19 protein-coding genes are annotated in these 25,663 nt (G+C 71.7%); 6 read left to right on the top strand and 13 right to left on the bottom strand.

What is annotated here, in order from left to right:
- Window positions 1-33: 33 nt before the first annotated feature.
- Genes ACFSKW_RS11165 through ACFSKW_RS11155 form a run of 3 tightly spaced genes read left to right on the top strand, consistent with a single transcriptional unit; the run spans window position 34 to window position 6,388 of the window.
- On the top strand, window positions 34-3,213 hold the full coding sequence (locus ACFSKW_RS11165; RefSeq protein WP_379571926.1) for an FtsX-like permease family protein: 3,180 nt from the start codon (window positions 34-36) through the stop codon (window positions 3,211-3,213).
- Window positions 3,210-5,951 carry an FtsX-like permease family protein gene (locus tag ACFSKW_RS11160; protein WP_379571924.1) on the top strand — a complete coding sequence of 914 codons (2,742 nt, stop codon included), beginning with the start codon at window positions 3,210-3,212 and terminating at the stop codon, window positions 5,949-5,951. The genes ACFSKW_RS11165 and ACFSKW_RS11160 overlap by 4 nt, the downstream gene beginning before the upstream one ends.
- A 59-nt stretch (window positions 5,952-6,010) precedes the next feature.
- Window positions 6,011-6,388, top strand: a complete 378-nt coding sequence (locus ACFSKW_RS11155; RefSeq protein ID WP_379571922.1) for a thioredoxin family protein — start codon at window positions 6,011-6,013, stop codon at window positions 6,386-6,388.
- Window positions 6,389-6,440: 52 nt separating this feature from the next.
- Here ACFSKW_RS11155 and ACFSKW_RS11150 read toward each other — a convergent pair whose 3' ends face one another.
- The 4 genes from ACFSKW_RS11150 to ACFSKW_RS11135 form a co-directional block, all read right to left on the bottom strand.
- Window positions 6,441-7,217 carry an SAM-dependent methyltransferase gene (locus ACFSKW_RS11150; RefSeq protein WP_379571920.1) on the bottom strand — a complete coding sequence of 259 codons (777 nt, stop codon included), beginning with the start codon at window positions 7,215-7,217 and terminating at the stop codon, window positions 6,441-6,443.
- 177 nt (window positions 7,218-7,394) lie between these two features.
- The gene (locus ACFSKW_RS11145; protein WP_379571918.1) at window positions 7,395-8,723 is read right to left on the bottom strand and encodes a class II 3-deoxy-7-phosphoheptulonate synthase; all 1,329 of its coding nucleotides are present in this window, start codon (window positions 8,721-8,723) and stop codon (window positions 7,395-7,397) included.
- Between the two features lie 140 nt (window positions 8,724-8,863).
- Window positions 8,864-10,030 carry an FAD-dependent oxidoreductase gene (locus ACFSKW_RS11140; protein WP_379571916.1) on the bottom strand — a complete coding sequence of 389 codons (1,167 nt, stop codon included), beginning with the start codon at window positions 10,028-10,030 and terminating at the stop codon, window positions 8,864-8,866.
- A 42-nt stretch (window positions 10,031-10,072) separates the two neighbouring features.
- Window positions 10,073-11,020, bottom strand: coding sequence for a LysR family transcriptional regulator (locus ACFSKW_RS11135; protein WP_379571914.1), 948 nt, complete (start codon window positions 11,018-11,020; stop codon window positions 10,073-10,075).
- A 75-nt stretch (window positions 11,021-11,095) separates the two neighbouring features.
- On the opposite strand from ACFSKW_RS11135, the gene ACFSKW_RS11130 reads away from it, so the two are divergent.
- Window positions 11,096-13,360, top strand: coding sequence for a M64 family metallopeptidase (locus ACFSKW_RS11130; RefSeq protein ID WP_379571912.1), 2,265 nt, complete (start codon window positions 11,096-11,098; stop codon window positions 13,358-13,360).
- Here ACFSKW_RS11130 and ACFSKW_RS11125 read toward each other — a convergent pair.
- The 7 genes from ACFSKW_RS11125 to ACFSKW_RS11095 all read right to left on the bottom strand — a co-directional run bounded on the left by ACFSKW_RS11125 (window position 13,357) and on the right by ACFSKW_RS11095 (window position 20,846).
- On the bottom strand, window positions 13,357-14,355 hold the full coding sequence (locus tag ACFSKW_RS11125; RefSeq protein ID WP_379571910.1) for a phosphotransferase: 999 nt from the start codon (window positions 14,353-14,355) through the stop codon (window positions 13,357-13,359). The genes ACFSKW_RS11130 and ACFSKW_RS11125 overlap by 4 nt on opposite strands.
- A complete protein-coding gene (locus tag ACFSKW_RS11120) occupies window positions 14,334-15,161 on the bottom strand; it encodes an aldose 1-epimerase family protein (protein WP_379571908.1) in 828 nt (275 codons plus the stop codon). The genes ACFSKW_RS11125 and ACFSKW_RS11120 overlap by 22 nt, the downstream gene beginning before the upstream one ends.
- Before the next feature lie 49 nt (window positions 15,162-15,210).
- Entirely contained in the window at window positions 15,211-16,215 is a 1,005-nt protein-coding gene (locus tag ACFSKW_RS11115; RefSeq protein ID WP_379571906.1) for a LacI family DNA-binding transcriptional regulator, read from the bottom strand.
- Window positions 16,216-17,616, bottom strand: coding sequence for a GH1 family beta-glucosidase (locus ACFSKW_RS11110; protein WP_379571904.1), 1,401 nt, complete (start codon window positions 17,614-17,616; stop codon window positions 16,216-16,218).
- Window positions 17,613-18,464, bottom strand: a complete 852-nt coding sequence (locus tag ACFSKW_RS11105) for a carbohydrate ABC transporter permease (protein ID WP_379571902.1) — start codon at window positions 18,462-18,464, stop codon at window positions 17,613-17,615. The genes ACFSKW_RS11110 and ACFSKW_RS11105 overlap by 4 nt, the downstream gene beginning before the upstream one ends.
- The gene (locus ACFSKW_RS11100) at window positions 18,461-19,417 is read right to left on the bottom strand and encodes a carbohydrate ABC transporter permease (protein WP_379571900.1); all 957 of its coding nucleotides are present in this window, start codon (window positions 19,415-19,417) and stop codon (window positions 18,461-18,463) included. Before ACFSKW_RS11100 ends, ACFSKW_RS11105 begins: the two co-directional genes overlap by 4 nt.
- A 97-nt stretch (window positions 19,418-19,514) precedes the next feature.
- A complete protein-coding gene (locus ACFSKW_RS11095; protein ID WP_379571898.1) occupies window positions 19,515-20,846 on the bottom strand; it encodes an ABC transporter substrate-binding protein in 1,332 nt (443 codons plus the stop codon).
- Window positions 20,847-21,236: 390 nt separating this feature from the next.
- Here ACFSKW_RS11095 and ACFSKW_RS11090 point away from each other — a divergent pair, with 390 nt between their 5' ends.
- Window positions 21,237-21,761, top strand: a complete 525-nt coding sequence (locus tag ACFSKW_RS11090) for a CGNR zinc finger domain-containing protein (RefSeq protein WP_379571896.1) — start codon at window positions 21,237-21,239, stop codon at window positions 21,759-21,761.
- Between the two features lie 263 nt (window positions 21,762-22,024).
- Here the strand turns inward: ACFSKW_RS11090 and ACFSKW_RS11085 are convergent, their stop codons facing one another.
- Complete coding sequence (locus ACFSKW_RS11085; RefSeq protein WP_379571894.1) at window positions 22,025-23,626, bottom strand: MFS transporter; 1,602 nt, start codon at window positions 23,624-23,626, stop codon at window positions 22,025-22,027.
- A 24-nt stretch (window positions 23,627-23,650) separates the two neighbouring features.
- Complete coding sequence (locus ACFSKW_RS11080) at window positions 23,651-24,082, bottom strand: hypothetical protein (protein WP_379571892.1); 432 nt, start codon at window positions 24,080-24,082, stop codon at window positions 23,651-23,653.
- Window positions 24,083-24,169: 87 nt separating this feature from the next.
- Between ACFSKW_RS11080 and ACFSKW_RS11075 the strand changes: the two genes are divergently transcribed.
- The gene (locus tag ACFSKW_RS11075) at window positions 24,170-25,624 is read left to right on the top strand and encodes a helix-turn-helix domain-containing protein (protein ID WP_379571890.1); all 1,455 of its coding nucleotides are present in this window, start codon (window positions 24,170-24,172) and stop codon (window positions 25,622-25,624) included.
- Window positions 25,625-25,663: the final 39 nt, after the last annotated feature.

The raw sequence follows: 25,663 nt of genomic DNA, 5'->3' as shown, positions 1-25,663 counted from the left end.
TGTTCTCCCGTACAGATATGAGGGGGACACCGGATGCGGGGCCGGACGACGTGGGTGGTCAAGCGTGCGGCCGCCGAGCCCCTGCTCCCGCTGACGGCGTTCGCGGCGATCCTGCTGGCCACCACCACGCTGGTGTCGTTGGCGATCTCCATCTCCTCGGTGGTCGACGTCGGCGTCCGCTGGAGCGTGACACAGGCCGACCGGGCCAGGACCTCGGCCGAGGTCACCACGTGGGTCAAGCGCGAGAGCTTCGCCCAGGCCGACGCCGCCGTCCGCGCCCAGGCGGCGGAGTCCTTCCCCCGGTTCGCGCCACGCGTCGTCTCCGTCATCAAGTCCGGCCCCTACCAGGGCGAGGACGGAGAGCGGCTGCTCTTCGGCACCCGCTCCGATCTGGAGACCGGCGCCGAGCTGCTCCAGGGCACGTGGGCGCGCCCCGGCGCGGAGCCACTGCAGGCGACGCTGCCGCAGGAGACGGCGCAGCGGCTGGGGGTCAGCGCGGGCCAGGAGCTCACGGTACGGCGCCGCGAGGCGGACCAGCCGCTGACAGTGCTGGTCACCGGCGTGTTCGCCACGCCCGACGGCCTCCATCCCCCTGCCGACGACGCGCTCATGGTTCCAGGGGAGACGTTCCTGGCGAGGTTCGCCGACCAGGTGCTCGGCTACTGGCATGTCACCCCCGACCTGAAGAACGTCGCCACCGGCGATCTCGCCCCCCTCTCGGCGGCGGCCGCGGGCCTGCCCGACCGGCTCAAGGCCCGCCCCGCCTGCGCCGACTGCACGGTGCGCGAGGAGCTGTCGGCCTATCTCGCCCAGCTCGACCGCAGCGCGCTGGTCGGCCAGTCGACCATGCTGGTGCCGGTGCTCCAGCTGCTGATCCTGGCCGGGTACTCGCTGATGCTCACCGCCAGGATGCTGGCCGAGGGCCGCCGCATGGAGATGGCGCTGCTGCGCGCCCGAGGCGCGGGCATGGGCGGGCTGGTGTCGCTGAGCATGACCGAGGCACTGCTGATCGCGCTGCCGAGCGTGGTGATCGCCCCCTTCGCCGCCCCGCACGTCCTCAACGGCGTCAGCGGCCTGCTGTGGGCGCAGGCGGGAGCCGTACGGGTGCCCGCCGCGCCCGAACCGGTCACGTTCGCGATCGCGGCGGCCGCGGCGCTGGCCGGCGCCGCGCTGCTGGCCGCCTCCGCCGCGCGCAGCGCCCGCCGTACCTATGTCGAGGAACAGGCCGCGCGCGGCCGCGGCGACCGCGGGGGCGTGCTGGCCAGGGCAGGCGGCGACATCGCCCTGCTCGTGGTGGCCGGCCTGGCCGTCTGGCAGCTCACCAGGTACGGCTCGCCCGTCACCGCGACCGCCGGGGGTGGGCTCGGCATCGACCCCATGCTCGTCACCGGCCCGGCGCTGGCCCTGCTCAGCGGCGGCATGCTCGGCATGCGCCTGGTGCCGTGGACGTCAGGGCTCGTCGCGAGGCTCACCTCGCGCCGTGCCACGCTGGCCCCCGCGCTCGGCGCGTGGCAGGTCAGCCGCCGCCCGCTGCGCTACGTCGGCCCCGCCCTGCTGCTGACCATGGCCGTGGCCATCGGCGTGCTGTCGATCACCACGACGACCACGTGGGAGTCGTCGCAGCGCGACCAGGCCGGCCACAGGGTAGGCGCCGACCTGCGGATCTCCCCTGCCACGGGGCCGGGCGAGGTGGGCGGGCTCGGCGCCGGCAGGGTGTACGCGAGCCTGCCGGGCGTCAGCGCCGTCAGCCCCGCCGTCCGCGACTCGGTGTCGATCGGGTCGGGCTCGGCCGAACTGCTCGCGCTCGACGCCGACCGGCTCGACACCGTCATGAACCTGCGCGAGGACCTGTCGGCCGTCTCCCTGGCCGCCATGGCGGAGGGGCTCACAGCGGGAAGGCCCACGCTTCGCGCGGTCCCCGTTCCCGGCACGCCCTCCGAGCTCGCCGTGATCGTGCGCACGCGGGCGCCCGCCCCTCTGAAGGCCGAGCTCCTGATCAGCGACGCCGAAGGCGTGCGCTGGCGGCTCGACCTGGCCGACAGGGCAGCTGCCGGCGAGCGGGCGCTGGTCGCCGACCTGGCCGCGCTCGCCGGCAGGGCAGGCAGGATCGCCTATCCGCTCGCCGTGCGCGGCCTCACCTTCGGCGAGACGCCCGCACCCGTCGTGGTCGCCGCGCTCAGGGCGGGCGGCCACGACGTCCAGCCCCCCGGCGACCTGGCATGGGCCGGGTTCGAGCAGGTCGGCAGGTTCCAGGGCAGCGGGGTCGGCGACGGCGGCGTCAAGGAGGTCACGACGGGGCAGGGCGGCCTGTTCGGCATCGACGCCGTGCCCGAACGCGGCAAGGCGGTGGTGCTGGCCGTACCGCCCGGTACGCCGTCGCAGCGGCTGTTCGGCGGCACCGTCGGCGGTCGGGCGACGCTGCCCCAGCCGCTGCCCGTCGTCGTCACCGACGAGCTGGCCGCCGAGGAGAAGCTCTCGGTCGGCATGAGGCTGTTCCTGCCGTTCGACGCCACCACCTCGGCGCTCATCGTGGTCGCCGTCGTCGACAGCCTGCCCGGCATGACCGTCGGCGAGCCCGGCGTCCTCGTCGACCTGCCCACGCTCGCCGACAGGAACATCCTCACCGTCAACGCGCCGCCCAGGGTCACCGAATGGTGGGCGGCCGCCGAGGACGGCGACCCCGGCGCCGCCACGCGAGCGCTCGCCGCTCACCCCGGCTGGAGCGCGCGCGTCCTCGACCGGCAGAGCGTCTTCACCGAGCTGCGCGACGACCCGCTGGCCGGCGGCCTGCAGAGCGCGCTGCTGATCGGCTTCGTCGCCGCGGTCATCTTCGCCGGGCTCGGGTTCGCGGTCAACGCCGCGGTCGCCGCCCGTGAACGCTCGGCCGAACTCGGCCTCCTGCACGCGCTCGGCGTCACCTTCCGCCAGGTGCTCGGGCTGCTCGCGGTCGAGCAGACGTTCCTGATCGGGCTCGGCCTGGCGGGCGGCACCCTGCTCGCCGGCGGCATGGCGGCCGTCGTGGTGCCGCACCTGGTGTTGTCAGGGCAGGTCACGGCGGTGACCCCGCCCGTGCGGCTGGACATCCCCTGGGTCCAGACCGCCGTCCTGCTCGCGGTCATCGCGGCGGGCCTGTTCGCGATCGTGGCCGCGCTCGCGGGCTCGCTGCGTCGTCGCGGCCTGGCGCAGGCCAGGCATATCGGGGAGGACGCATGACCGCCATCCGGCTCGCGGCCCGCCTGACCCTGCTGCATCGGGGCATCGCCGCGCTGCTCGGCGTCCTCGTGCTCAGCATGACGCTGCTGGGCGGGGCGCTGCCGAGGGTGTTCGAGGACTCCTACGAGCGCTCGCTGCTGCAGGCCGTCCGCGAGACCAGGCCCGAGCTGCTGGAGATCGCCGTGGACGCGCAGTCGGTCGCGGTCGGCGCCCGCCCCGCCGACGCCGCCGCGCTGGCCACGCGCATGGACGCGCTGCGCAAGGCCATGCCGCCCGCCCTCGCCTCGCTGGTCGGCGAGGTGAAGTACGGGGTGAGCACCAACCGCCTCAGGCTCGTCGGCCACGTCGGGCGCGAGCCGCGCGCCGACAACTTCGTCGACCTGGCGTGGAACACCGGCGCGGCCAAGCGGGTCCGCTACGTCAAGGGCGTCCCTCCCTCGAACGTCACCACGGGCCCCAACCCGCTCACCGAACGGTCGACGCCCAACCCCCGGCAGGACGCGGCCCTCACCGTCCTGATGGCCAGGCCCCAGCTCACCACCGTCGAGGTCGGCCTGCCCGAGGACGTCACCGAACAGATGGGGCTCGACGTCGGTGCCACGATCGTCTCGGCGGGCGGGCTCCTCATCAAGGTCACAGGCCTGTACGAGCCGATCGACCCCGCCGACCCGTTCTGGTCGGTGTTCCCCTCGATGGCCCGCGTCTACATTCCCAACCCGGCCGCCAACGCCGCCTCGTTCGTGGTCACGGGCCTGGCCGACCAGAAGGTCGTGGCGGCGCTCAGCCAGGTCAGGGAGCGGATGAACTACCGCTGGGGGTTCTCCGCCGTGCCCTCGGCGTTCACCGTCGAGGCCGCTCCCCGGCTCGGGGCCGCGCTGGACGCCTTCACGGCGGCGGCGCGCCGGATGTCGACGCCGGTCATGCCGTACAAGGTGACCAGCAGGCTGCCCGCGACGACCGACGACTTCCTCGGCAAGCTGGGCGCCACCCAGACCCTCATGGGGCTGCAGTTCGCCGGGCTGTTCGCGGTCGCGTTCGGGGTGGTGGCGCTGGTGCTCGGCCTGCTGCTCGGCCGCGTCGCCGCCGGCCTGGTGGCCGCCAGGGCCAGGGCCGCCTCGACGGCCCAGTTCGCGGCCGTCGGCGCGGCGGTGATCCTCTTCGCCGTCGTCCCCGGGGCGGCGCTGGGCTTCGCGCTGTCCAGGCTGGCGCCCGGCCTGGACACGACGATGTCGCTGCTGGCGGCACCCGCGCTGGTCCTCGCCACCTTCCTGTACGGCATGGGCCACCTCCTCGTCGTCCACCGCGGCCCGCTGGTCGAGCGGCGCGACGACCTCGTCGTCAGGCCGTTCACACCGCGCAGGCTCGTCGCCGACCTCCTCGTCGTCCTCCTGGCGGCGGTGGCCGCCTACCTCGCGATCAGCCGCGGCGTGACGGCCGCCCCGCCAGGGTCGGGCGGCGACCCGCTCCTGGTGGCGGCGCCCACCGCCGTCGCGCTCGCCTGCGCGCTGGTCCTGCTGTGGGGTTACCCGTACCTGCTGCGCCTGTTGTCCCTCGCCGCGGCCAGGAGCAGGCGCCCGGTGCTGTTCCTCGCGGTCGCGGCGGCCGCCCGCTCCAGGACCGCCGCCACGCTGCCCGCGCTGATCCTGGTGCCCGCGCTCACGCTGTCGGTCTACAGCGCGCTCACGCTCGACTCGCTCGCCGAGGGGCAGCGCGCCGCCGCCTGGCAGCGGACCGGCGCCGACGCCAGGGTGTCGGTCGGGGAGGGCGCCATCTCGCCGGAGGCGATCGAGCAGGTGCGCGGGCTGCCAGGTGTGCGGAAGGTCATCCCCTTCGAGCTGCGCGCGGGTCGCCTGTCCGGCGGCACGCTCGCCTTCACCTACCTGCGGTTGGACACCGCCGCCTACGCACGGAGCCTCACCGACGCCCCGCCCGCCGTGTCGGTGCCCGTCACGGCCGTCAACAGGGCCGCCGACAGGTCCGCGGCGACCGCCAAGGGCTCCGCGGCCCCCGTCCTGGTGACCAGGGGCCTGGGCACGGCACGGGCCAGGCCGATCGTGCTGTCGGGCAACGACGCCACCCCCGTCGTGGTCGACCACGTGGGCCACATCGAGCGCTTCCCCGGCGTCGAGCCCGCCGGCGAGTTGCTCGTCCTGCCCACCTCGGTGCTGCCGGAGGAGAAGGCGCCGCTGCGCCCCAACGAGCTGTTCGTCTTCGGCGAGGGGATCAATGCGGCCGATCTGGAGAAGGCGCTCGGCGCGTGGGCCGTGGCCGGCACCCGCGAGGCGGACCTGGCCGCGATCGTGTCCACCCCGCTCACCAGGACGATCACGCTGGCCTTCCGGCTGTCGGCCCTCGCGCTCGCCGTCTACTCGCTGCTGGCCGTATGGGTGACGGTCGTCGCGGGCGCCGCCGAGCGGCGGCGCAGCATCTCCTACCTGTCGACGATGGGCATGTCGGGCAGGCAGGCACAGTCGATCACGCTCGGCGAGGTGTCACCCCTGGTGATCACGGCGGGGGTCGCGGGCATCCTGCTCGGCACCGCCTACCCCGCGGTCTTCGGCGGGGGAGTGGATCTGAGCGACTACGCGGGCGGGCTGCCCGTCGGCTACTCCGTCACCTGGACGACCCCGCTCCTGCTGGGCGCGGGTGTCACCGTGGCCGCGCTGCTCGGCGCCGTCGGGCACGTCGCCGCATCCGGCAGGCGCGGCGTCGGAGTGGCGCTGCGGGCGGGGGAATGAGCGTGTAATGCTTGAGGTTCTAAAAAGAGCAAGTTTGACGACGATATGAGGAGCCACTTGTGGCGACCATCGAAGTAACCGACCAGAACTTCAACGACATCGCCGACAAGGGGATCGTCCTGCTCGACTTCTGGGCGGCGTGGTGCGGCCCGTGCCGTACGTTCGGGCCGATCTTCGAGAAGGCTTCCGAGAAGCACGCCGACGTGACGTTCGGGAAGATCGACACCGAGGCGCAGCCCGGCCTGTCGGAGGGATTCGAGATCACCTCCATCCCGACGATCATGGCGATCCGTGACGGCATCGTCGTCTTCGCCCAGCCGGGCGCGCTGCCCGCGCCCGCGCTCGAGGACCTCATCGGTCAGGTCAAGGCGCTCGACATGGACGCCATCAGGGCGGAGCTGGCCCAGGAGATGGGCACCGCCTCCGAGCAGAACTAGAAGCGGACTCCCGGAGCCCTCGCCCGCATGGGGTGAGGGCTCCGCCGCTTTGTCAGCGCAGGACGCCGACGCCCGCGTAGCCGATCGAGCTGGCGCTGTCGCCGACCAGCGGCGGCTGCTCGGGACGCCAGTCCTTGGGGAAGACCAGGCCGGGCTCGACCAGCTCGTAGCCGTCGAAGAAGCGCCTGATCTCCTCCTCGGTGCGCAGCCTGAGCGAGGCGGTGGCGCGCTCGTAGATCTGCAGCGCCTCGGGCGTGGTGTCCGGCTTGGCGTCGATGGCGTGGCTGATGACCAGGTGGCTGCCCGGCGCGCTCGCCTCCCTCAGCGCGCCGACGACGGGATAGGCCTCCGTGTCGGGCAGGAAGTGCAGGACGGCGAGCATCAGGAACGCCACAGGACGCCTGAAGTCGATCAGGTCGCCGAGCTCGACGAGGAGCTTGCCCGGCTCGCGGACGTCCCCGTGCAGGATGTCGACGTTCGTCCCGTCGGCCAGCAGCGCCCTGCCGTGCGCGCAGACGACGGGGTCGTAGTCGACGTACACGACCCTCGCGCCCGGCGCGCTCTCATGGGTGTTGCCCTGAGTGGGCAGGCCCGAGCCCAGGTCGACGATCTGGTCGACACCCTGGCTGACCAGGTGGCGTACGGCGCGGCCGAGGAAGGCGCGGTTCTCCTTGGCCGACCGTCTGGTCTCGGGGAAGAGCTGGAGGATCTGCTCGGCGGCGGCCCTGTCGGCGGCGAAGTTGTTCTTGCCGTCGAGGTAGTAGTCGTACATCCGCGCGACGTTGGGGACGCTCGGGTCCACTCCCTCGGGGGCCGGCTGACCATCCACGATTACTCCACACCTGGGTGACGTTGTCCTGGCGATCATAGAAGACGATTCGGTTTCATGTCCGCCGTACCGCGGACAACCAGGAGGTCCGCGGCACCAGGGGAAGCGGGCCGCGGCTCCCAGGGGAAACCGAGCGCCCGCCCCCTGAGTGAGGGAGCGGGCGCGTGGCGTGGCGGGTCAGACCGACCGGTACAGCTCCGCCACCCGGAAGGCCAGGTCCAGCGACTGGCTCCGGTTGAGGCGGGGGTCGCACGCCGTCTCGTAGCGCAGCGAGAGGTCGTCCTCGACGATCTCCTGCCCGCCGCCGACGCACTCGGTCACGTCGTCACCGGTGAACTCGATGTGGATGCCGCCGGGGTGCGTGCCGAGCGCCCTGTGCACCTCGAAGAAACCGGCCACCTCGTCGAGCACGTCGTCGAGCCGCCTGGTCTTGTGCCCGCTCGGCGCCTCGAACGTGTTGCCGTGCATGGGGTCGCAGATCCACGCCACCTGGGCGCCGGACGCGGTCACCTTCTCCACCAGCACCGGAAGGTGCTCGCGGATCTTGGACGCGCCCATCCGCGTGATGAACGTCAGCCGCCCCGCCTCGTTCTTCGGGTTCAGCTTGTCGACCAGCGCGAGCGCCTCCTCGGGCGTCGTCGTGGGGCCGAGCTTGACGCCGATCGGGTTGCGGATGCGGGAGAAGAACTCCACGTGCGCCCCGTCGAGCTGGCGGGTCCGCTCGCCGATCCAGACCATGTGCGCCGACACGTCGTACGGCAGGCCGGTGCGCGAGTCGACCCTGGTGAGCGCCCTGTCGTAGTCGAGGATGAGCGCCTCGTGCGAGGAGTAGAACTCCACCGTGTGGAACTCCTCGGGGTCGGCGCCGCAGGCCCGCATGAACGCCAGCGCCTGGTCGATCTCCCTGGCCAGCTGCTCATAGCGGCGCCCGGCAGGCGACTCGGCCACGAAGTCCTGGTTCCACGCGTGCACCTGGCGCAGGTCGGCGTAGCCGCCCTTGGTGAAGGCGCGGGCGAGGTTGAGCGTGACGGCCGAGGAGTGGTAGGCGCGCAGCAGCCGCCACGGGTCGGGCTTGCGTGAGTCGGCGGTGAACTCGAACCCGTTGACCATGTCGCCGCGGTAGGCGGGCAGTTCCACGCCGTCGCGGACCTCGGTGCCCTTGGAGCGGGGCTTGGCGAACTGTCCCGCGACGCGGCCGATCTTCACGACCGGGACCTTGGCGGCGTAGGTGAGCACGATCGCCATCTGGAGCAGTGTCTTGAGCTTGTTGCGGACGTTGTCGGCGGTCGCGCCGGCGAACGTCTCGGCGCAGTCGCCGCCCTGCAGGACGAAGGCCTCGCCCCTGGCCACGGCGGCCAGCTGGTCCTTCAGCTGGTCGCACTCGCCCGCGAAGACCAGCGGTGGCAGTCCGCCGAGCTCGGCGACCACTTTCTCGAGCTCGCTGCGGTCGGGCCAGTCCGGCTGCTGGGCCGCGGTCATGGTTCGCCAGGAATCAAGGTTGCTCACGGCATACGAGGGTATTCCACCAGCCCCCCGCACGCCGACCTCGGCGTCCACGTTGTGAGAACGTGGCGGCGCCGGTGGCCGTGACCGTGTCCCCGAAAGGCCAGCGGGGCCGGACCTGCGCGCGCGGCCGTCCTGTCATGTCACCTGGTGGCCACATGTTCGGGACGGACGCCGTTGCCGATGAAGGTCCTGGCCAGTTTGTTGAGCAAGGGGACGCGCGTCAGGTCGGGCACCCGGGTGAGCCGCAGCGAACCCGACAGCGCGGGCGCGATCAGCCGCCTCTGCGCCACCTGCTGGGCCAGCTGCGTCACCCTGGTCGGGAACATGCGCCGCCGCTGGACCTCGCGCACCGCGGAGGGACCCTCCGCGAGGATGATGTTGGCCGTGGCGACCGCGTCCTGGACGGCCAGGTTGATCCCCACGCCGAACACTGGTGTCATCGCGTGCGCCGCGTCGCCGATGCACAGGAATCCTGGCCGATACCAGCGGCGTAGCCGGTTGAGCGCGACGGTGAGGGTGCTGACGTCCTCGAAGCTCTTGAGCAGCGTGACCCGCTCGCCGAGGAACGGCAGCAGCCGGCCCACCTGGCGGCGCAGTTCCTCGATGCCCGCGGCGTGCAGCCGCTCGGCCCCGCCCTTGGGGACGACGTAGCCGAGCTGCCAGTAGGTCTCCCTGTTGATCGTGGCCATGAGCCGGCCCGGCGAGACGCGCAGGAAGGTGTCGCCGGGGTCGGTGTCCTCACGGGGCATCCTGAACCAGACGACGTCCATCGGCACGCCGAACTCCTTCGGCACCAGGCCCGCCGCCTTGCGCAGGACCGAGCCGCGGCCGTCGGCCGCGACCGTGAGGTCGGCCCTCAGCTCGTGCTCGCCGTCCTCGTCGCGGTACCGCAGGCCGCGCACGGCCCCGCCCTCGCGGATCAGCCCGTACGCCTCGGCGTTCATGAGCAGCCGGAACGACGGATACTTCGCGGCCTGGGAGGTGAGGAGGTCGAGGAAGTCCCACTGCGGGACGAAGGCGATGTAGTCGTAGCGTCCCGGCAGGCCGCGCAGGTCGGCCAGGTGGCTGACCCCCGTGTCGGTCACCAGGTCGAGCCCGTACGCCTTGCGGTGCGGAATGCGGTGGAACTCCTCGGCCAGGCCCAGTTCGTCGAGCACCTGGAGGGTCGAGGGGTGGATCGTGTCCCCCCTGAAGTCGCGGAGGAAGTCGGCGTGCTTCTCCAGCAGCGTCACCTCGACGCCCGCTCTGGCCAGCAGCAGGGCGAGCATCGCGCCCGCCGGGCCGCCGCCTGCTATCACACAGCGCATGAATTCATCATGCGTTGAGATCCGTGGATGCGCAAGGGGCGCTCACATGACGTCGGGCGGCGTCCCGTACCGGCTGCTCCATGCCTGGTACGGCAGGCTGCGGTCAGCGACGGCCCGGTGCGCGGACACGGCGGCGGCCAGCACGGTCGCCGACTGCGCGGCCACAGGACCCGCGGTGCGCCAGAGCAGCACGTGCCGCATCCAGAGCGGATTCCCCCTGAGGGGCAGCACGGTCACGGCGGGCCCCGCGTCGTAGAGCGCCTGGCAGGCCGACACCGCGTGCCCCGCGCCGACCAGCTCGCGCCGCACCCCCGCCTCCACCATCTGGTAGCGCGCCCGCGGTGAGAACCCCGCCGCCGCGCAGGCCTCCAGCAGGTGCTCGGGCCAGCCCATACCGTCCGACGGAGGCAGCACCCATTGCTCGCCTGCCAGCTCCGCCAGGTCCACCTCGTCGCGGCCCGCCAGCGGATGCCCCGACGACAGCGCCACGAAGACCGGCTCGACCGCCACCACCCCGAGCCCGAGTGACGCGTGCGACCGTAAGGCGTGGCCCGGGTAGTCGGCCACCAGCGCGACGTCGAGCCGGTCGTTGGCCACCATGTCCACCAGCACCCTGACGAAGTGCTCGGTCTGCAGCGTGATGCGCGAGTCGGGCAGCGTTCTCGACAGGCTCTCCAGCAGCGTGACGACGATCGGGTTCTCGAAGCTGCCGACGCGCACCACCGGATGGGCGGGCGTGCGCGCCTGCAGCAGGTCGTCCACGCCCGCGATGATGGAACGCGTCCTGGCAAGGACGAACTCCCCGAACGCGGTCGGCGACACGCCTCGGTGGTCGCGCTCGAAGACGGGCCCGCCGAGCGTCTGCTCGATGCGGCGCAGCTGGGCGGTCAACGCGGGCTGCGAGACCCCGAGCGACGCGGCGGCCCTGGTGACGCTGCCCTGGTCGGCGATGGTTCTCAGCACCCTCAGATGCCTCAGCTCCAACTGCATGCCCGGACCATAACACCGGGATTATCCCCATATGGGATGTCCCTGCGACCGCCGCACAGGCCGATATTTCGGGGCATGCGGATATTTGTTGCAGCGGTGCTGGCCCTCGCGTGGCTGGTCCCCCTTCCCGCCCTCGCCGAGCCGGGCAGCGCCACGGTCACGCAGGTCCAGGTGACGGGCCCGCCCGGCAAGCGCTTCAACCTGATCATCATGGGTGACGGGTACACCGAGAGCGAGCAGGCGGCCTTCAGAGCCGACGTCGACCGGCACCTCAACGTGATGTGGTCCATCGAGCCGTTCAAGTCCTACCGGAACTACATCAACGTCTACCGCGTGGACATCGTCTCGGGGGAGTCGGGCGTCAGCTGCGACCCCGACCTCACCTCGCCGAGGAAGACCACACCCCTGAGCATGGGCTTCTGGGGCGGCTGCAACGCCTCCAGCGTGCAGCGCCTGATCACCATGAACAACGCGGCGGCCACCCGCTACGCCAACATGATCGCCGGGACCACCTCCGCCAACCGGCAGATCATGGCGCTGGCCAACAGCGGCACCTACGGCGGCGCCGGCGGCTCGTACGCCACGGCCTCCGGCAGCAACGCCATGTCGGCGCTGATCAGCCCGCACGAGCTGGGACACTCGCTCGGCGGTCTGCAGGACGAGTACGACTACTACCAGCGCGGCGTCCCCGGCGGCCCCTACACCGGTGGCGAGCCGAGCAGCGCCCACCACAGCCTGCTCACCGAGCAGCAGATGAAGGACCAGCAGCGCAAGTGGTGGCGCTGGCTCGGCGACGCCAGCGAGTCCGGTGGCCCCATCGCCCGCTACGAGGGCGGCCTGTACACGACCACGGGCGTGTGGCGGCCCAGCAGGCACTCCATGATGAAGACCCTCGGCTACTACTTCGACCAGGTCAGCCGTGAGGTCATGGTCCGGCGCATCACCGCCAAGACCGACGTCGTCCAGGACGCCACCCCCACCGCCGCCCCCGTGGGCGCCGACCGCGTGCTGTGGGTCGAGCCGATGCACCCGGTCGACCACGGCCTGGTCACCACGTGGAACGTCGACGGCGAGGACCTCCCGGGCGACGTCGACGTCCTCGACCTGCGCACGCTCGGCCTCACCCCCGGCACCCACACCGTGAGGGCGACCGTCGCCGACCCGACGGACTTCGTCAGGGACCCCGCGATCAGGACCGCCATGACGAGCACCCGCACCTGGACCGTCGACACCGCGATCACCACCCCGCCCGACGGCGTCACGCCCGCCATCGTCTCCTCCACCCCGACCGACCGGCCCGTCGGCGGTGCCGACGTCGTCCACGTCGAGACCACCCACCCCGCGGCCGCCGTCCCCGCCGTGACCTGGTCGCTGGACGGCAGGCAGATCGCCACCGGAACGGAGGTCGCGCTCAAGGGCCGCACCACGGGCGCGCACACGCTCACCGCCGCCCTCGGCGGCCAGACGCTCACGTGGAAGGTCGACGCCGTCGCCCCCACCACCGCCTACGAGCTGTCGAAGCCGCTGCTCAAGCCGGGCGCCGACACCTACATCTACAACGGGCCCTTCACCATGAGGCTCACCGGCGACGACGACAACGACGGTTACGTCGTCTCGGAGTCGCGGGTGGACGGCGACGGCTGGTTCAACTACTTCGGCTGGCCCACCTCCTCCGAGCAGCCGTGGACCTTCACCGAGACCGGCACCACCATCGACCACCTCGTGTACGGCAAGCTGCCCCGCGGCCGCCACACGATCGAGTACCGCTCGATCGACGCCTCGGGCAACCACGGCAGGGAGCGCGCCTTCACCGTCACCACGATCGCCCCGCCCCCCGCCTGCACGACGACCGTCACCGGCGCGCACCGCGGCCCGCTGACCGTGCGCGAGGGCGTGACCTGCCTGACCGGCGCCGAGATCACGGGCCCCGTCACCGTACGGCCGGGCGCCTCCCTCGTGGTGCGGGGCGGCACGGTCGAAGGCGCGCTCACCGCCTCGAAGGCCGCCGAGCTCCACCTGCTCGACACCGAGGTCGACGGCGCGCTCAGCGTCTCCGGCGGCGCGCTCACCGCCGTCGGCGCCAGGATCCGCGGCGCCGCCGTCCTGAACGGGACCACCGGCGCGATCGTCGCGGGCACCACGGTCAGGGGCGCGCTGACCTGCGCCGGGGCCACCCCCGACGACCTGGGCGCCCCCAACACCGTCACCGGCGCCACCACCTGCCGCTTCGCCGGCCAGGACGCCAGAGCCAGAACGCTGGGCGCCGAGGCGGGCCAGGACTACGAGGCGGTGACCAACTCCGCCGTACCCGAGCACGGCGAGGAGGGCCACCGGCACTAGAGCCGGTCGAGGACCTTGACCAGCGAGGTCATCGCCAGATCGCGCAGTGGAGCGTAGTCGGCCTCCGGGTACTGCCGGGGGCCGTTCTCCACCAGCAGGATGAGGTAGAGATACGCGCGATAGAGGTCGAGCCGCCGGTGTGCCCCAGGAGTCAGCTCCAGCGGGCGCACCGCGCGGTAGCCGGCCAGCAGCGGGTCGTCCTCGTCGATCTCGCGGAAGAGCGTCGGCGTGATCAGGTCGGCCAGCGGGTCGCCCCAGAAGGCGCGCTCGTGGTCGATGATCGCCTGGATGCGGGGGCGTCCCGTCAGGTCGAGGAAGACGTTGCCAGGCCAGACGTCGAAGTGGACCAGGTGCGGCGTGGTCACCTCGTCGAGCACGCCCGAGGCGCCCTCCAGCACCGCCCTCAGCTCGGCGACCGGGCGGGGGAGCGGGGTCGCCGGGTAGCGCAGCGCGTCGTCGAGCAGCGCCCCCACCATCCGCAGGTACGCCTCGCGCCACGTCGAGCCCGTCAGACCGTTGTGCGGGTAGCCGTACACCTCGCCGGTGACGGTGCTGAAACGGGCCAGATGGCCGCCCAGCTCGTACCGCAGCGCCGCGTTCGCGGCCTCGTCGAGCGCCGCCTGGTTCCACGGCGTGCCGTCGAGCGCGGACAGCACCAGGTAGTCGCCGCCGAGCACCGGATCGTCGAACCCCGCCTTCAGCAGCGCCGCCACCGGCACCCCCGCCGACGCCGCCAGCGGGTAGGCGGCCGCCTCCATGCGCAGCAGGTCGTGCTCGTAGGTGAGCTGCTCCAGCTCCGGCGGCGGCGACAGCTTCAGCACGACGCTGCGGCCGTCGTCGAGCGTCAGCCGCCACACCGCGTTGGCGAAGCCGTCGGCCAGCTCCACCGCGTCGCTCACGTGCGAGCCGACCGCCCGATGGGCGAGCCGCGACAACTCGTCCGCGGCCAGCCTGCGCTTGGTCCTGCTCTCCATCAGCGGACTCCGATCGTCCACGACGCTTCGTGCTCGTCACCCGGCTCCAGCACGACCAGGTCGGCTCCCGAGTTGAACGCGTCGGGCGGGAAGGTCATCGGCTCGACCGCCACACCCGTGTAGCCGAGGTGCGTGCCCGTGCAGACCTGCACCCACGGCATCACCGCCGGGTCCCAGCTCACCGTGATGTCGTCGACGGCGACCTCGCCCGACGACAGCCCCGTGAACGTGTGGTCGAGGGGGGTGTCTCCGAGCTCGCGGGGCTGCCTGAAGTCGTACGGCGTGCCCGCCACCTCCTCCAGCGAGCGCGGCAGCATCCGCTCGTCGGGCAGCAGCACCTTCTCGGCGGGCACGTGCAGCCGCCCGCCGAGAAGCCACGGGTGCGGGCCGCAGCCGTAGGGGGCGGCCCGCTCCCCGGAGTTCCCGCAGGAGACCGTCGTCGTCAGGCCCCGCTCGCCGAGCGCGTGGGTGACGAGGAACGACAGAGTGAAGGGGTAGCCGGGCGAAGGGGCGAGGTCGTACGCCAGCCGTACCCGCGACCCGTGCTCCTCGTCCACCCGCCACTCGGCCGCGTGGACGAGGCCGTGCAGGGCGTGGCCGCGCCCCGGCTCGTTGACCGGCAGCTCGTGGCGTTCGCCCGCGAACGTGTAGACGGCGCCGCCCACCCTGTTGGGCCACGGCGCCAGAAGGGTCCCCGCGAAGTAGGGGACGGGGCCGCCTTCGGGCCAGCTGGTGAGCAGCTCGCGCGCGCCGTGACGCAGGCCGCGGACGGCGGCGCCGCGGGTGCTGATCTCGGCGGTGTAGCCGGCGCCGGAAAGTGTGGGCACGAGGGGATTCCTTTCGACCGGCAAAGAATACAGAGGGGGTGCGCGGCGCTCAGGCGGTGCCGCGCAGCACCAGATGGGTGTCGAGGATGAGCACAGGCTGGCGCAGTTCCTCGCCGTTGATCCTGGCGACCAGCAGGTGCGCCATCTGCCTGCCCATCAGCTCCGTCGGCTGGTGGACGGTGGTGAGCGGGGGGTCGGTGTGCAACGCCACCTTGGAGTCCTCGAACCCGACCACGGCCACGTCGCCAGGGACGGAACGGCCCGCGGCCTTCAGCGCCCGCAGCGCGCCCACGGCCATCAGGTCGGAGGCGGCGAAGACCGCGTCGAGCCCGGGATGCGCCTCCAGCAGCTCGCGCATCGCGCTCTCGCCGCTCTCCTCGGAGAAGTCGCCGAAACCGACCAGCTCGCCCATGCCGGAGGCCAGCAACGCGTCGCGGTAGCCCGCGAGCCGGTCGACGCCCACGCCCATGTCCTGCGGGCCCGCGATCGTCGCGATCCTGGTGCGACCCAGGCCGAGCAGGTGCTTGACCGCCTGCCTGGCCCCCGCCCTGTTGTCCATGTCGACGTAGCTGAAGGCCTCGAGCCCGACGGGACGGCCGCCGAGCACGGTCGGCACGCCCATCGCCTCCAGCCTGCCGGGCAGCGGGTCCTCTCCGTGCAGCGACAGCAACAGCACGCCGTCGACGTGCTGCCCTGTCAGGTAGTGCTCCAGCCGCTCGTGCTCTTCAGGGGACTGCGCCATCGCGAGGATGAGCTGCAGCCCCGTCTCCGCCAGCGCCGAGCCGATGCCGCGGATGATGCCCGCGAAGTACGGCTCGTCGAAGATGCGTTGCTCCGACTCCGACACCACCAGCGCCACCGTGTCGGTACGTCGTGTGACCAGCGCCCTGGCCGCCCTGTTGGGGACGTAGCCGAGCTCCTCGATGGCCTTCAGCACGGCGTCCCTTGCCTTCGAGCTCACCTTCGGCGAGCCGTTGATGACGCGGGACACCGTGCCCCTGCCGACCCCTGCGAGCGCTGCGACCGCTTCGAGCGTCGGTCGGTTCATGGCCATTCAGCTATTGTGCCGGATCGTTTCCGCATACCACAGCGCGCTGTCCTTGGGGGTTCTGCGCTGGGTGGCGTAGTCCACGTGCAGGAGTCCGAAGCGCTTGCCGTACCCCCAGGCCCACTCGAAGTTGTCCATCAGCGACCAGGCGAAGTAGCCCTCCAGCGGCACCCCCTCGTCGATGGCGGTCCTGCAGGCGCGCAGGTGGGCGTCGAGGTAGGCGATGCGGTCGGTGTCCCGCACCCTTCCTTCGGACAGCACGTCGTCGAAGGCCGCGCCGTTCTCCGAGACGACCAGGGAGAGGCGGGGGTAGTCGGCGGCCACCCGCACCAGGATCTCCGTCAGGCCGCTGTCGTCGATCTCCCAGCCCATCGCCGTGACCGGCCGGCCGCCGTTGACGAACGAGACGTGCTCGCTGCCCACCCAGGGGGAGGCCGAGTCGGTCGGCGCGGCCGCGGCCGACGCTGCGCCACCGGGGGCGCCGGAGACGGTGAAGCGGCTGTAGTAGTTGACCAGCAGCATGTCGATGTGGGCCTTGATCGTCTCCTGGTCGCCGTCCTTCACGAACGCCATGTCCGTGACCTGCTCCAGGTCCTCCAGCACGTCGGCCGGGTAGCGGCCCTTCAGCAGCGCGTCCAGGAAGAACCTGTTCTGCAGCCCGTCGACGCGCCGTGCCGCGTCGAGGTCGGCCGCGGTGTCCGTCGCGGGGGAGATCGCGTACAGGTTCACGCAGCCGCCGACCCTGTTGCCGTCGTTCTTGAGCACCCGCGCCGACAGGCCGTGCGCCAGGTTGAGGTGGTGCGCGGCCCTGATGGCGCTCGCGGGCTCGCGCCGTCCCGGCGCGTGCTCGCCCGAGGCGTAACCGAGGAAGGCGGCACACCACGGCTCGTTGACCGTGGACCAGTTGCGCACCCTGTCACCCAGCGCCTCGTGCACGGCCGCGGCGTACTCGGCGAAACGGTAGGCGGTGTCCCGCTCGGGCCAGCCGCCCCTGTCCTCCAGCGACTGCGGCAGGTCCCAGTGGTAGAGCGTCACCCACGGTTCCACCCCGCGGCCGAGCAGCTCGTCCACCAGGCGCCGGTAGAAGTCGAGCCCCCGCTGGTTGATCGCGCCCATCCCGTCGGGCTGCACACGCGGCCACGAGATCGAGAAGCGGTAGGCGCTCAGCCCCAGCTCGGCCATCAGCGCCACGTCGTCGCGGTAGCGGTGGTAGTGGTCGATGGCCACGTCGGCGTTGTCGCCGCCCAGCACCCTGCCAGGCTTTCTGGAGAACACGTCCCAGATGGACTGGCCGCGCCCGTCCTCGCCGACCGCCCCCTCGATCTGGTACGCCGAGGTAGCCGCGCCCCACGTGAAGCCGGTGGGGAACAGCAGCCGGTCGTCGAGCCGGTCCTGTTGGGTTGTCACGCCTTGACCGCACCTTCCATGATGCCGCCGACGATCTGCCGGCCGAACGCGATGAACACGATGATGAGCGGGATGATGGACAGCGCGGTCCCCGCGAAGATCAGCACGTAGTTCGTGGAGAACCGCTCGTTGAGCGCCTGGATGGCGATCTGCACGGTGGGGTTGTCGGGCGTCAGCACGATCATCGGCCACATGTAGTCGTTCCACAGCAGCATGAAGGTGTTGATGCCGAGCACCGCCATGCCCGGCCGTACGGCGGGCAGCACGACGTTCCACCAGATCCGCATCGTCGAGGCGCCGTCCACCCTGGCCGCCTCGACCAGCTCGTTCGGGACCGCCTGCTCGGTGTACTGGGTCATCAGGAACACGCCGAAGCCGTTGAGCAGGTACGGCAGGATCACCGCCGTGAGCGTGCCCGTCCACTCCAGGTCGACCATGAGCCGGTAGAGCGGCACGACGCCCATCTGCTGCAGCGGCACCATCATCGTCACCAGGATCGTCAGCAGCAGTAGTCTCCTGCCCCGAAAGCGCAGCCTCGAGAACGAGAACCCGGCCAGGGTCGAGATCAGCACCACCGACACCGTCACGACGGTCGCCACGATGAAGGAGTTCATCAGCCCGGTCATGAAGTGGGCGTCCTCGTTGGCCAGCACCGCCTGGATGTTCTCGCCCAGGTTGCCGCCCGGCAGGAACGGCGGAGGGACCTCCACGGCGTCGTCGTTGGTGCGCGAGGCGATGACGAGCATCCAGTAGAGGGGGAAGGCCGACAGCACGATCGCGAGCACCAGCATGACCCTGGTCATGACGGTGGCGTTCCACAGCCTGGGGCTGCCTGAAGAGCCGGTCATCTGGTGCCCCCGATCCGGCGGACGAACAGGAAGTTGATCAGGGCGCCGAGGAGGATGAGCAGGAACAGCAGCCAGGCCGCCGCTGCGGCGTAGCCGTAGTCGAACTCCCTGAAGCCCTGCTTGACGATGAACATCGCCACCGTCTGGAACTGGCCCTGCGAGCCGCCGTCCACGTTGCCGTTGTAGAAGGTGGTCGGCTCGGCGAACAGGGTGAGGCCGCCGATCGTCGAGTTCAGCACCACGAAGATCAGCGTCGGGCGCAGCATCGGCAGCGTGATCTGCCAGAACTGCCTGCGCCGCGAGGCCCCGTCGATCGAGGCCGCCTCGTACAGGTCGCGCGGGATCGTCTGCATGCCGGCGAGGAAGATGATCGCGTTGTAGCCGGTCCATCGCCAGTCGACCATGGTGGCGATCGCCAGCCACGAGGGCAGCCGCTCGGCGCGCCAGTTGATCGGCTCGACGCCGAACCAGCTCAGCACCCAGTTCACCAGGCCCCAGTCCCTGGCGTACAGCTGGGTGAAGACCACCGCGACCGCCACCACCGAGGTGACCAGCGGCAGCAGCACGCTCATCCTGATCGCCAGCCGCAGGCGCAGGCGCTTGTTGAGCGCGTTGGCCAGCAGCAGCGCCAGCAGTAGCTGGGGGATGGTGGCCAGCAGGAAGATCCCGACGGTGTTGACGACCGCGTTCCAGAAGTCCTCGTCGGCCAGCAACTGGGCGTAGTTGCCCAGGCCCGCCCACTCGGTGGTTCCCGCCAGGTCATAGTCGTACAGCGAGTACCACAACGTGAAGGCCAGCGGGAACAGCCCGAAGAACGCGAAAAGCACAAAATAGGGGGAGATCAGGAAGTACGGCATGGCCCTGATGTCCAGGACGGACCGCCAGCGCCTGCCGTTCCTCGGCGGTGGCGGTGCGGCGACCCTCGAGGGCGCCTTTTCCAGGTGAAGGCTCATGGAGACCTCTCGCTTCGGGGACCGGCGACCGGCCCGCCTGCGACGGGTCGCAACGGCGGGCCGGAGCCGGTCACGGGATCGCGGCTGCCGGGCCTGATCAGCCCGCGGCCTTGACCGCGTCGTCCACGAGCTGCTGCCAGGCCTTGTCCTGGACGACCGAGCCGTCGTCCATGCCCTGCACCACCGACTCGACGGCGTTCTTGACCTGCGTGTGCTTGACGCCGAGGAACACCGGCTGCAGCGAGGCCGCCGACTTGGCGAAGATGTCGCCGATCGGGGCGTCGTTGAAGAAGGCGTTCTTCGCGCCCGTCACCGCCGGGTCCTGCTGGGCCTTGGTGTTGCTCGGCATGTTGCCGAAGTCGGTGAAGATGCCGGCCTGCACCTCGGCGCTGGTCAGGTAGTCGGCGACCTGGGCCGCCTCCTTCGGGTGCGCCGACTGCTTGGGCACCGCCAGCCACGACCCGCCCCAGTTGCCGCCGCCACCCGGAACGGCCGCGACGTCCCACTGGCCCTTGGCGCCCTCGCCCGCGTTGCCGCTGACGACGCCGAGCATCCACGAGGGGCAGCCGACGGTGGCGAAGGCGTTCTTCTTGGTGCCCGTCGCCCACTCCTCGGTGAAGTTGCGCAGCTTGGCCGTGAGGCCGAGCTGGGTCATCTTCTGGGCGAAGTCGAAGGCGGTCTTCACCGCGGGGTTCTTGTCGACGACGAGGGCGTTGGACTTGTCGAAGTACGTGAGGTTGCCGTTCTTGGCCGCCTCCTGGACCAGCACCACGTTGTAGAGGGTGTTGGTGCCGTCGGTGAACTTGGCGTCCTTCACCTTGCCCTGGAACCGCTGGCCGACCTTGAGGAAGTCGTCCCACGTCGGCCAGAGGGCGGCGACCTCCTGACGGTCGGTGGGGAGACCAGCCTTCTCGAACAGCGTCTTGTTGTAACAGACGCTCATGCCGCCGATGTCGGTGCCGAGGCCGAACACCTTGCCGTCGGAGGACACGCCGTTCTCCCACTTCCAGGAGGGGTAGTCGGCCTGGCGGCCGGACAGGCCCTGCTCGCCCAGGTCGGCCCACCACTCGGGGTGCGCCTTCGCCAGGCCCATGCCGCCCTCGTCGATGCCGACGACGTCGCCCGCGCCCTTGCCGGCCTGCAGCCACTGGATCATCTGCGGCCAGTAGACCTGCTCGAACTGGTCGGTGAGCACCTCCAGCTTGATCTGGACGTCCTTGTGTTCGGCGTTCCACTTGGCGACGGCGTTCTTGTAGCCGAAGTTCTCGCCGCCGCCGAACACCTGGACCTTCACGGTGACGGGCTCGGCGGCACCGGAGGCGGCGGGAGCGCCGGCGGGGGTGGAGCCCGAACCGCAGGAGGCGATCGCCAGGGCGGTCGCGGCCAGGGCGGCGGCGGTGAGGCTACCGCGACGCTTGGTGGTCATCATTCTGGACCCCTCTCGGGTGGTCGCGGCCTCGTCCCCGGCCGGTGAACCGCGATGGACATTCATTTGGGAGCGCTCCCACGAAGGGTGTCCGACGACGGGTCGGGGCGTCAATACGGCGCAACAGAACCGTTACCGGAGAGGTGTTTTCCAACTGTGAAGTCGTACTTCTCTGGATAAATGCCCCATAGACGACTTTGGGAGCGCTCCCATCACAGAACCACCGCAACCCTCAGTCGGACGTGACGCCGTCAGGGCGACAGCTCACCACAACCCCCGCTTTTGTGGGGCGCGGCGCTCTGGGTGGCGGCCCACCGCAAGCCGGGGCGCGGCCCACCGCAAGCCGGGGCGCGGCCCACCGCCAGGCCCTGTCGCCGGCGCTATCCTGCGGGCGTGCACTCGACGAAAGTCATGGCCCGCCGCGCCGTCGCCCTGACAGTGGCGCTGCTCCACGAGCACGCCGACACGGAGGGAGTCACCCGCGTCCTCCTGGAATACGGCGAGCGGCCGCCCCTCGACCTCACCCCGAACGACGTCGAGACGATGCGCGAGGCGGCCTCACGACTGGTCCGGGTGTTCGGCGCAGAGACCGTCGACGAGGCCGCCGCCCTGCTGAACGAACTCCTCGCCGGCTCCGCCGGTCCACCCCGCCTCACCAGCCACCACGGAACCAGTACCTGGCACCTCCACGTCGACGAGGCCGACGACGGGCCGTGGGGGTCATGGTTCCTCGCCTCCTCGGCGATGGCGCTGGCCGTCCTGCTCGCCGACCACCAGCGCCTGCCCGGCGGGCTGTGCGCCGCCGCGGGCTGCGGCAAGCCGTACCTGGACCTCGGAGGCGGCAGCCCCCGCCGGTACTGCGGGAGCCGCTGCGCCACCAGGGAACGCGTCGCCGCCCACCGCGCCTCCCACCCCTGACGCTCCGCCCGCCCGCTCCTCCGCCCGTCGGTCTGCCCGCCCGCCCGCCCGTTCGCCCGCCTGCCCGCCTGCCCGTTCGCCCGCCTGTCCATCCATCCGTCTGCCCGTCCGCCTGCTTGCCTGCCTGTCCGCGCGTCCGACCGCGCGGTTCTGGGTGCGGCCCGCACTCGACGACACGTGGGATTGCGGGCCGTGGCTTCGGGTCTCGGCGCTTGGGGCTTTGCCTGGATCGTCGAATGCGAGGCCGCGTCGGGCGGTGATGGTCAGGCGGCGGTCGCGGGGCGGGGAAGGCGGTGGGAGAGGAGGAAGGCGACCGCCGCCACGAGTTGGATGGTCGCGCCCGCCAGCAGTGCGGCGGCGGGGGAGTGGGCGGCCAGCGGTCCGGCCATCGCCGAACCCAGCGCGAACGAGGTGATCTTCAGGCTGGCTCCCGTGGTGAAGACCTGGCTGCGCAACCGGGGCGGCGCCTCGCGGTGCCGTACCGCGAACAGGGCGGTGAGCTGCGGTCCCTCGCCCAGCCCGACGAGCACGACGGCCAGCACCGCCATCGTGAACGTTCCCGCCAAGGCGGCGAGCGCCAAGCCCGCGCCGATGATCAGTACGCTCGCCAGCACGACGGCGTCAGGGCGCGTGGTGGGGAACCTGGCGAGCACCGCGTTCGCGGCCAGAGCGCCGGCGGCCAGCACGGACAGCAGCAGCGCGCCGTACCCGGGATCACCCAGCAGGCGCCCGCCGAGCAGCGGGGCGGTGACCGTCAGCGTCGCGAGGCCCGCGTAGGAGATCATCGAGGTCAGCGTGGCGCGCCTGAGGCTTCCCGCACGGGCGAGGGCCGCGAACCCGGCGACCAGTTCGTGGCGCATGCCGTGGCGCGGCGAATCGTCGGCGTCCCGGGTGGTCGGGTTCGATTCGACGGCGGCCTCGGCCGTGGACGACGCGGTGCCGGTCTTGAACTCCTGCGAGGGGCTGCCACCATCGGGCGTGGCGGGGGCTGCCTGCGACCGCGGAGGAGGAGGGACGGTAGCGGTCTTGGTGGTGGTCTGAACTGCGGCCCCGGGGGTGGTGTCGGGCGTTGCCCGGGCGGCGGGCTCGGGCGTGGCCTGGGCGGTGGCTTCGCGAACGGTCTCGGGCGTGGCCTGGGCGGTGGCTTCGCGAACGGTCTCGGATGTGGCCTGGGCGGTGGCCTCTCGAACGGTCTCGGATGTGGCCTGAGTGGTGGACCCGTGAATGGGCTCGGGGGTGGCCTGAGTGGAGGTCTTGGCGGTGGCCTCGTGAATGGCCTCGTGGCTGGGCTCATGGATGGGTTCGGCGGGGATGGGGAGTTGGCGGGAGGGGAGGGACCAGGCGGCCGGGAGGGCGGCGGCGACCAGGGCGGCGGAGGCGATGACGGCGACGTTCGCACCGGCGGAGGCCGCGACGAGTCCCGCGAGGGCAGGGCCCGCCAGTCCGGCGAGGTTGTAGGCGATGGAATCGAGGACGTTCGCGCGAGGCAGCCGGTCAGCCGGGACGAGACGCGGGAGTTGCGCGGTCCAGCCGCCCGAGAGGGCGGGGCCGAGCAGGCCCGCCGCCACCGCCACCCCGATCACGACCGGGTCCGGTGCCCCGCCGAGCAGCGCGAGGATCGCCAGGAGCCCGGCCGCGTATCCGGCCAGCAGGGCGGCGAGGAGGCGTCCAGGCTCGCGGGCTCGGTCGAGCGCGGCGCCGAGGACGGGTCCGCCAAGGGCCGCGGAGATCGTCAGCCCTGCCAGCAGCCATGACGCCACCGAGGGGGACCCGGTGACCGCCAAGCCCAGCACCAGGAGCGCGGGCCCGGACATCTCGTCGCCCGTTCGCGCGGCCACCACGGCCGTCATGTAACGCCTTAACACTCACAAGACGTTACAGCGTCGAGTCTATCCCGGATAGCCGTGGCGCCGGTTGGCCTGCACAGCGCCCTGGTAGGCGTCGATGAGACCCCAGACCCACAGGCCGAAGGAGACGGGCAGGAGCAGGAATCCGATGATCACGAACGCCAGAATGAACCCGAAGATCAACGTCGCGTACGACCCGACAAGGATGCCGACCCCCTTGGCGGTGTCCCCGTTGACGATCGATCCGACCCCGGGCAGGAAGAACGACAGCAGAACCGAGATCGACGGCTCCTTGCGCGGCGGCAGCGGGACAGGAGGTCGCCGTCTGGTGTACGGCACGGCGGGGTGCCCGAAAGGACCGGGGATTTGCTGGCCGTACGGGATCGGAGCGCTCGATGAGTCGTAGGGCCCTGAAGGGTAGCGCAGGCCGTACGGATCGGACGAGCCGTACGGATAGGGCTGCTGGTCGGACAAGACGACCCCCAGGGACGAGAAGGATTTGTCCCACAACACTATGCCCGGCCCCGCCGATCTGGCCGTGATCGTGGTTAGCCTGACGGTGTGCAGGCACTTATGCTGCGCCTGTCGATGCTCGACACGGGCGCGGAGAGCGCGGTGCGGGTCATCGCATACTTCGACTCGCTGGTGCGCGACCACGTCGGTATCGCGAAGCTACTGCAGGCCACGGCCACGCTGGCGCAGTGCCCCGTGGGGCTGCTCGACGCCTCGACGGGCAGGCGCTGGCGGGCGACACCAGGCAAGAACCCCGCGATCAGGCCGAAGACGCCCACCCAGCCCCAGACCGCCCCAGAACCCGAGGCCGCTGCCAAGCAGGCAGAAGCGACGCCAGGCCCCAACGCTCCGCTCGGATCGAACGCCCCACTGGGGTCGAGCACCGGGCTGGGGCCGAACACTGGGCTGGGGTCGAGCACCGAGCGTGGGTCGATCACGGGGGCGAGCGATGGGCCGAGGTCGACGGCCATCCGGGGATCGAGCGCGGAGCCGAGGCCGACGGCCACCTTACGGGCGGGCGTCGAGCCGGGGGCGAAGATCGCCCTGACGGCCAGGAGCGCGCCAGGGTCGAGCGCTGAGCCGAGGCCCACGATCACCTCGGGGACGAGCACCGTGCCTGGGGCCGACGGCGCGCCTGGAAAGGAGGCCGTCCCAGGACGTGGGGGAGCACCGGTGCACGGGGGCGTAGTGGACGCGGGCGCCGCCGGGGCAGGGTGGCTCGTCAGGGAGCTCGGCCCCGAACTCGGCACGGTCTGGATGGAGCGAGAGGGCGACCCGCACGGCCTCGACGAGATCGTCCTCGAGCGGCTCGCCGTCGCCGCCGAGGTGACGCTCGAACGTACCGCCTCGGCCGCCGACCCGGCGCTGGTCGAGCTCGCCCTGTCGGCGGACACCGGCGACGCCGCACGTGCCAGGGCGCTGCGACTGCTCGGCTTCGCGACGGGCGCGCCGCTGCAGGTGCTCGCCGTGCCCGCCGCCGACGGGCCCGCACTCATGGCGGGACTGCGCGCGCAGGGCACGCACGCCAGGACCACCACGGTAGGCGATGTGGCCGTCGTGATCGTTGCCGCCGAGGTCAAGGCATTGCCACCCACCGTGCGGGCCGGGGTGGGACCGTCCGTGCGCGCCACCAAGGTGGCTGACTCCTGGGAGGCGGCCCGCCTGGCGTTGCGCTTCACCACGGAGGAGTCGCGGGACCGCGTGGTGCGCTGGGCCGATCTGGGGGCGCTTGCGCTGCTGGCCGCCCACGTTCCCGACGAGGCCGTCGCCGAACTGCCCGACGTTCGCGCAATGCGCTCGCTGCCGCCCGAGGTGGCCGCCGCGGTGCGGGCGCTGTGCGAGGAGGGCTCGGTACGGCGGGCCGCCGTCGCCGCGCACCTGCACCACAGCTCGATGGCCGCCCGCATCGCCAGGGCGGAGGCCGCGCTCGGCTTCTCGCTCGCCGTACCGGCGGGTCGCCTCCGCGCCCACCTCGCGCTCTCCCTGGCCCGCCTGGTCGTCTGACCGTCCGGCTCCTGCTCTCGGTCGCCCGCCTGTTCGTCT

Origin of the sequence: Nonomuraea mangrovi (assembly GCF_042681425.1) — a bacterium.
Taxonomy (GTDB): domain Bacteria; phylum Actinomycetota; class Actinomycetes; order Streptosporangiales; family Streptosporangiaceae; genus Nonomuraea; species Nonomuraea mangrovi.
This window is presented reverse-complemented; position numbering and strand designations above follow the sequence as displayed.

What these genes read in the sequence shown, in the direction of transcription:
- ACFSKW_RS11165 (WP_379571926.1), top strand. Translation starts at nt 34, where the DNA reads ATGCGGGGCCGGACGACGTGGGTGGTCAAGCGTGCGGCCGCCGAGCCC.
- ACFSKW_RS11160 (WP_379571924.1), top strand. Translation starts at nt 3,210, where the DNA reads ATGACCGCCATCCGGCTCGCGGCCCGCCTGACCCTGCTGCATCGGGGC.
- ACFSKW_RS11140 (WP_379571916.1), bottom strand. Translation starts at nt 10,030, where the DNA reads ATGCGCTGTGTGATAGCAGGCGGCGGCCCGGCGGGCGCGATGCTCGCC.
- ACFSKW_RS11135 (WP_379571914.1), bottom strand. Translation starts at nt 11,020, where the DNA reads ATGCAGTTGGAGCTGAGGCATCTGAGGGTGCTGAGAACCATCGCCGAC.
- ACFSKW_RS11130 (WP_379571912.1), top strand. Translation starts at nt 11,096, where the DNA reads ATGCGGATATTTGTTGCAGCGGTGCTGGCCCTCGCGTGGCTGGTCCCC.
- ACFSKW_RS11115 (WP_379571906.1), bottom strand. Translation starts at nt 16,215, where the DNA reads ATGGCCATGAACCGACCGACGCTCGAAGCGGTCGCAGCGCTCGCAGGG.
- ACFSKW_RS11105 (WP_379571902.1), bottom strand. Translation starts at nt 18,464, where the DNA reads ATGACCGGCTCTTCAGGCAGCCCCAGGCTGTGGAACGCCACCGTCATG.
- ACFSKW_RS11100 (WP_379571900.1), bottom strand. Translation starts at nt 19,417, where the DNA reads ATGAGCCTTCACCTGGAAAAGGCGCCCTCGAGGGTCGCCGCACCGCCA.
- ACFSKW_RS11095 (WP_379571898.1), bottom strand. Translation starts at nt 20,846, where the DNA reads ATGATGACCACCAAGCGTCGCGGTAGCCTCACCGCCGCCGCCCTGGCC.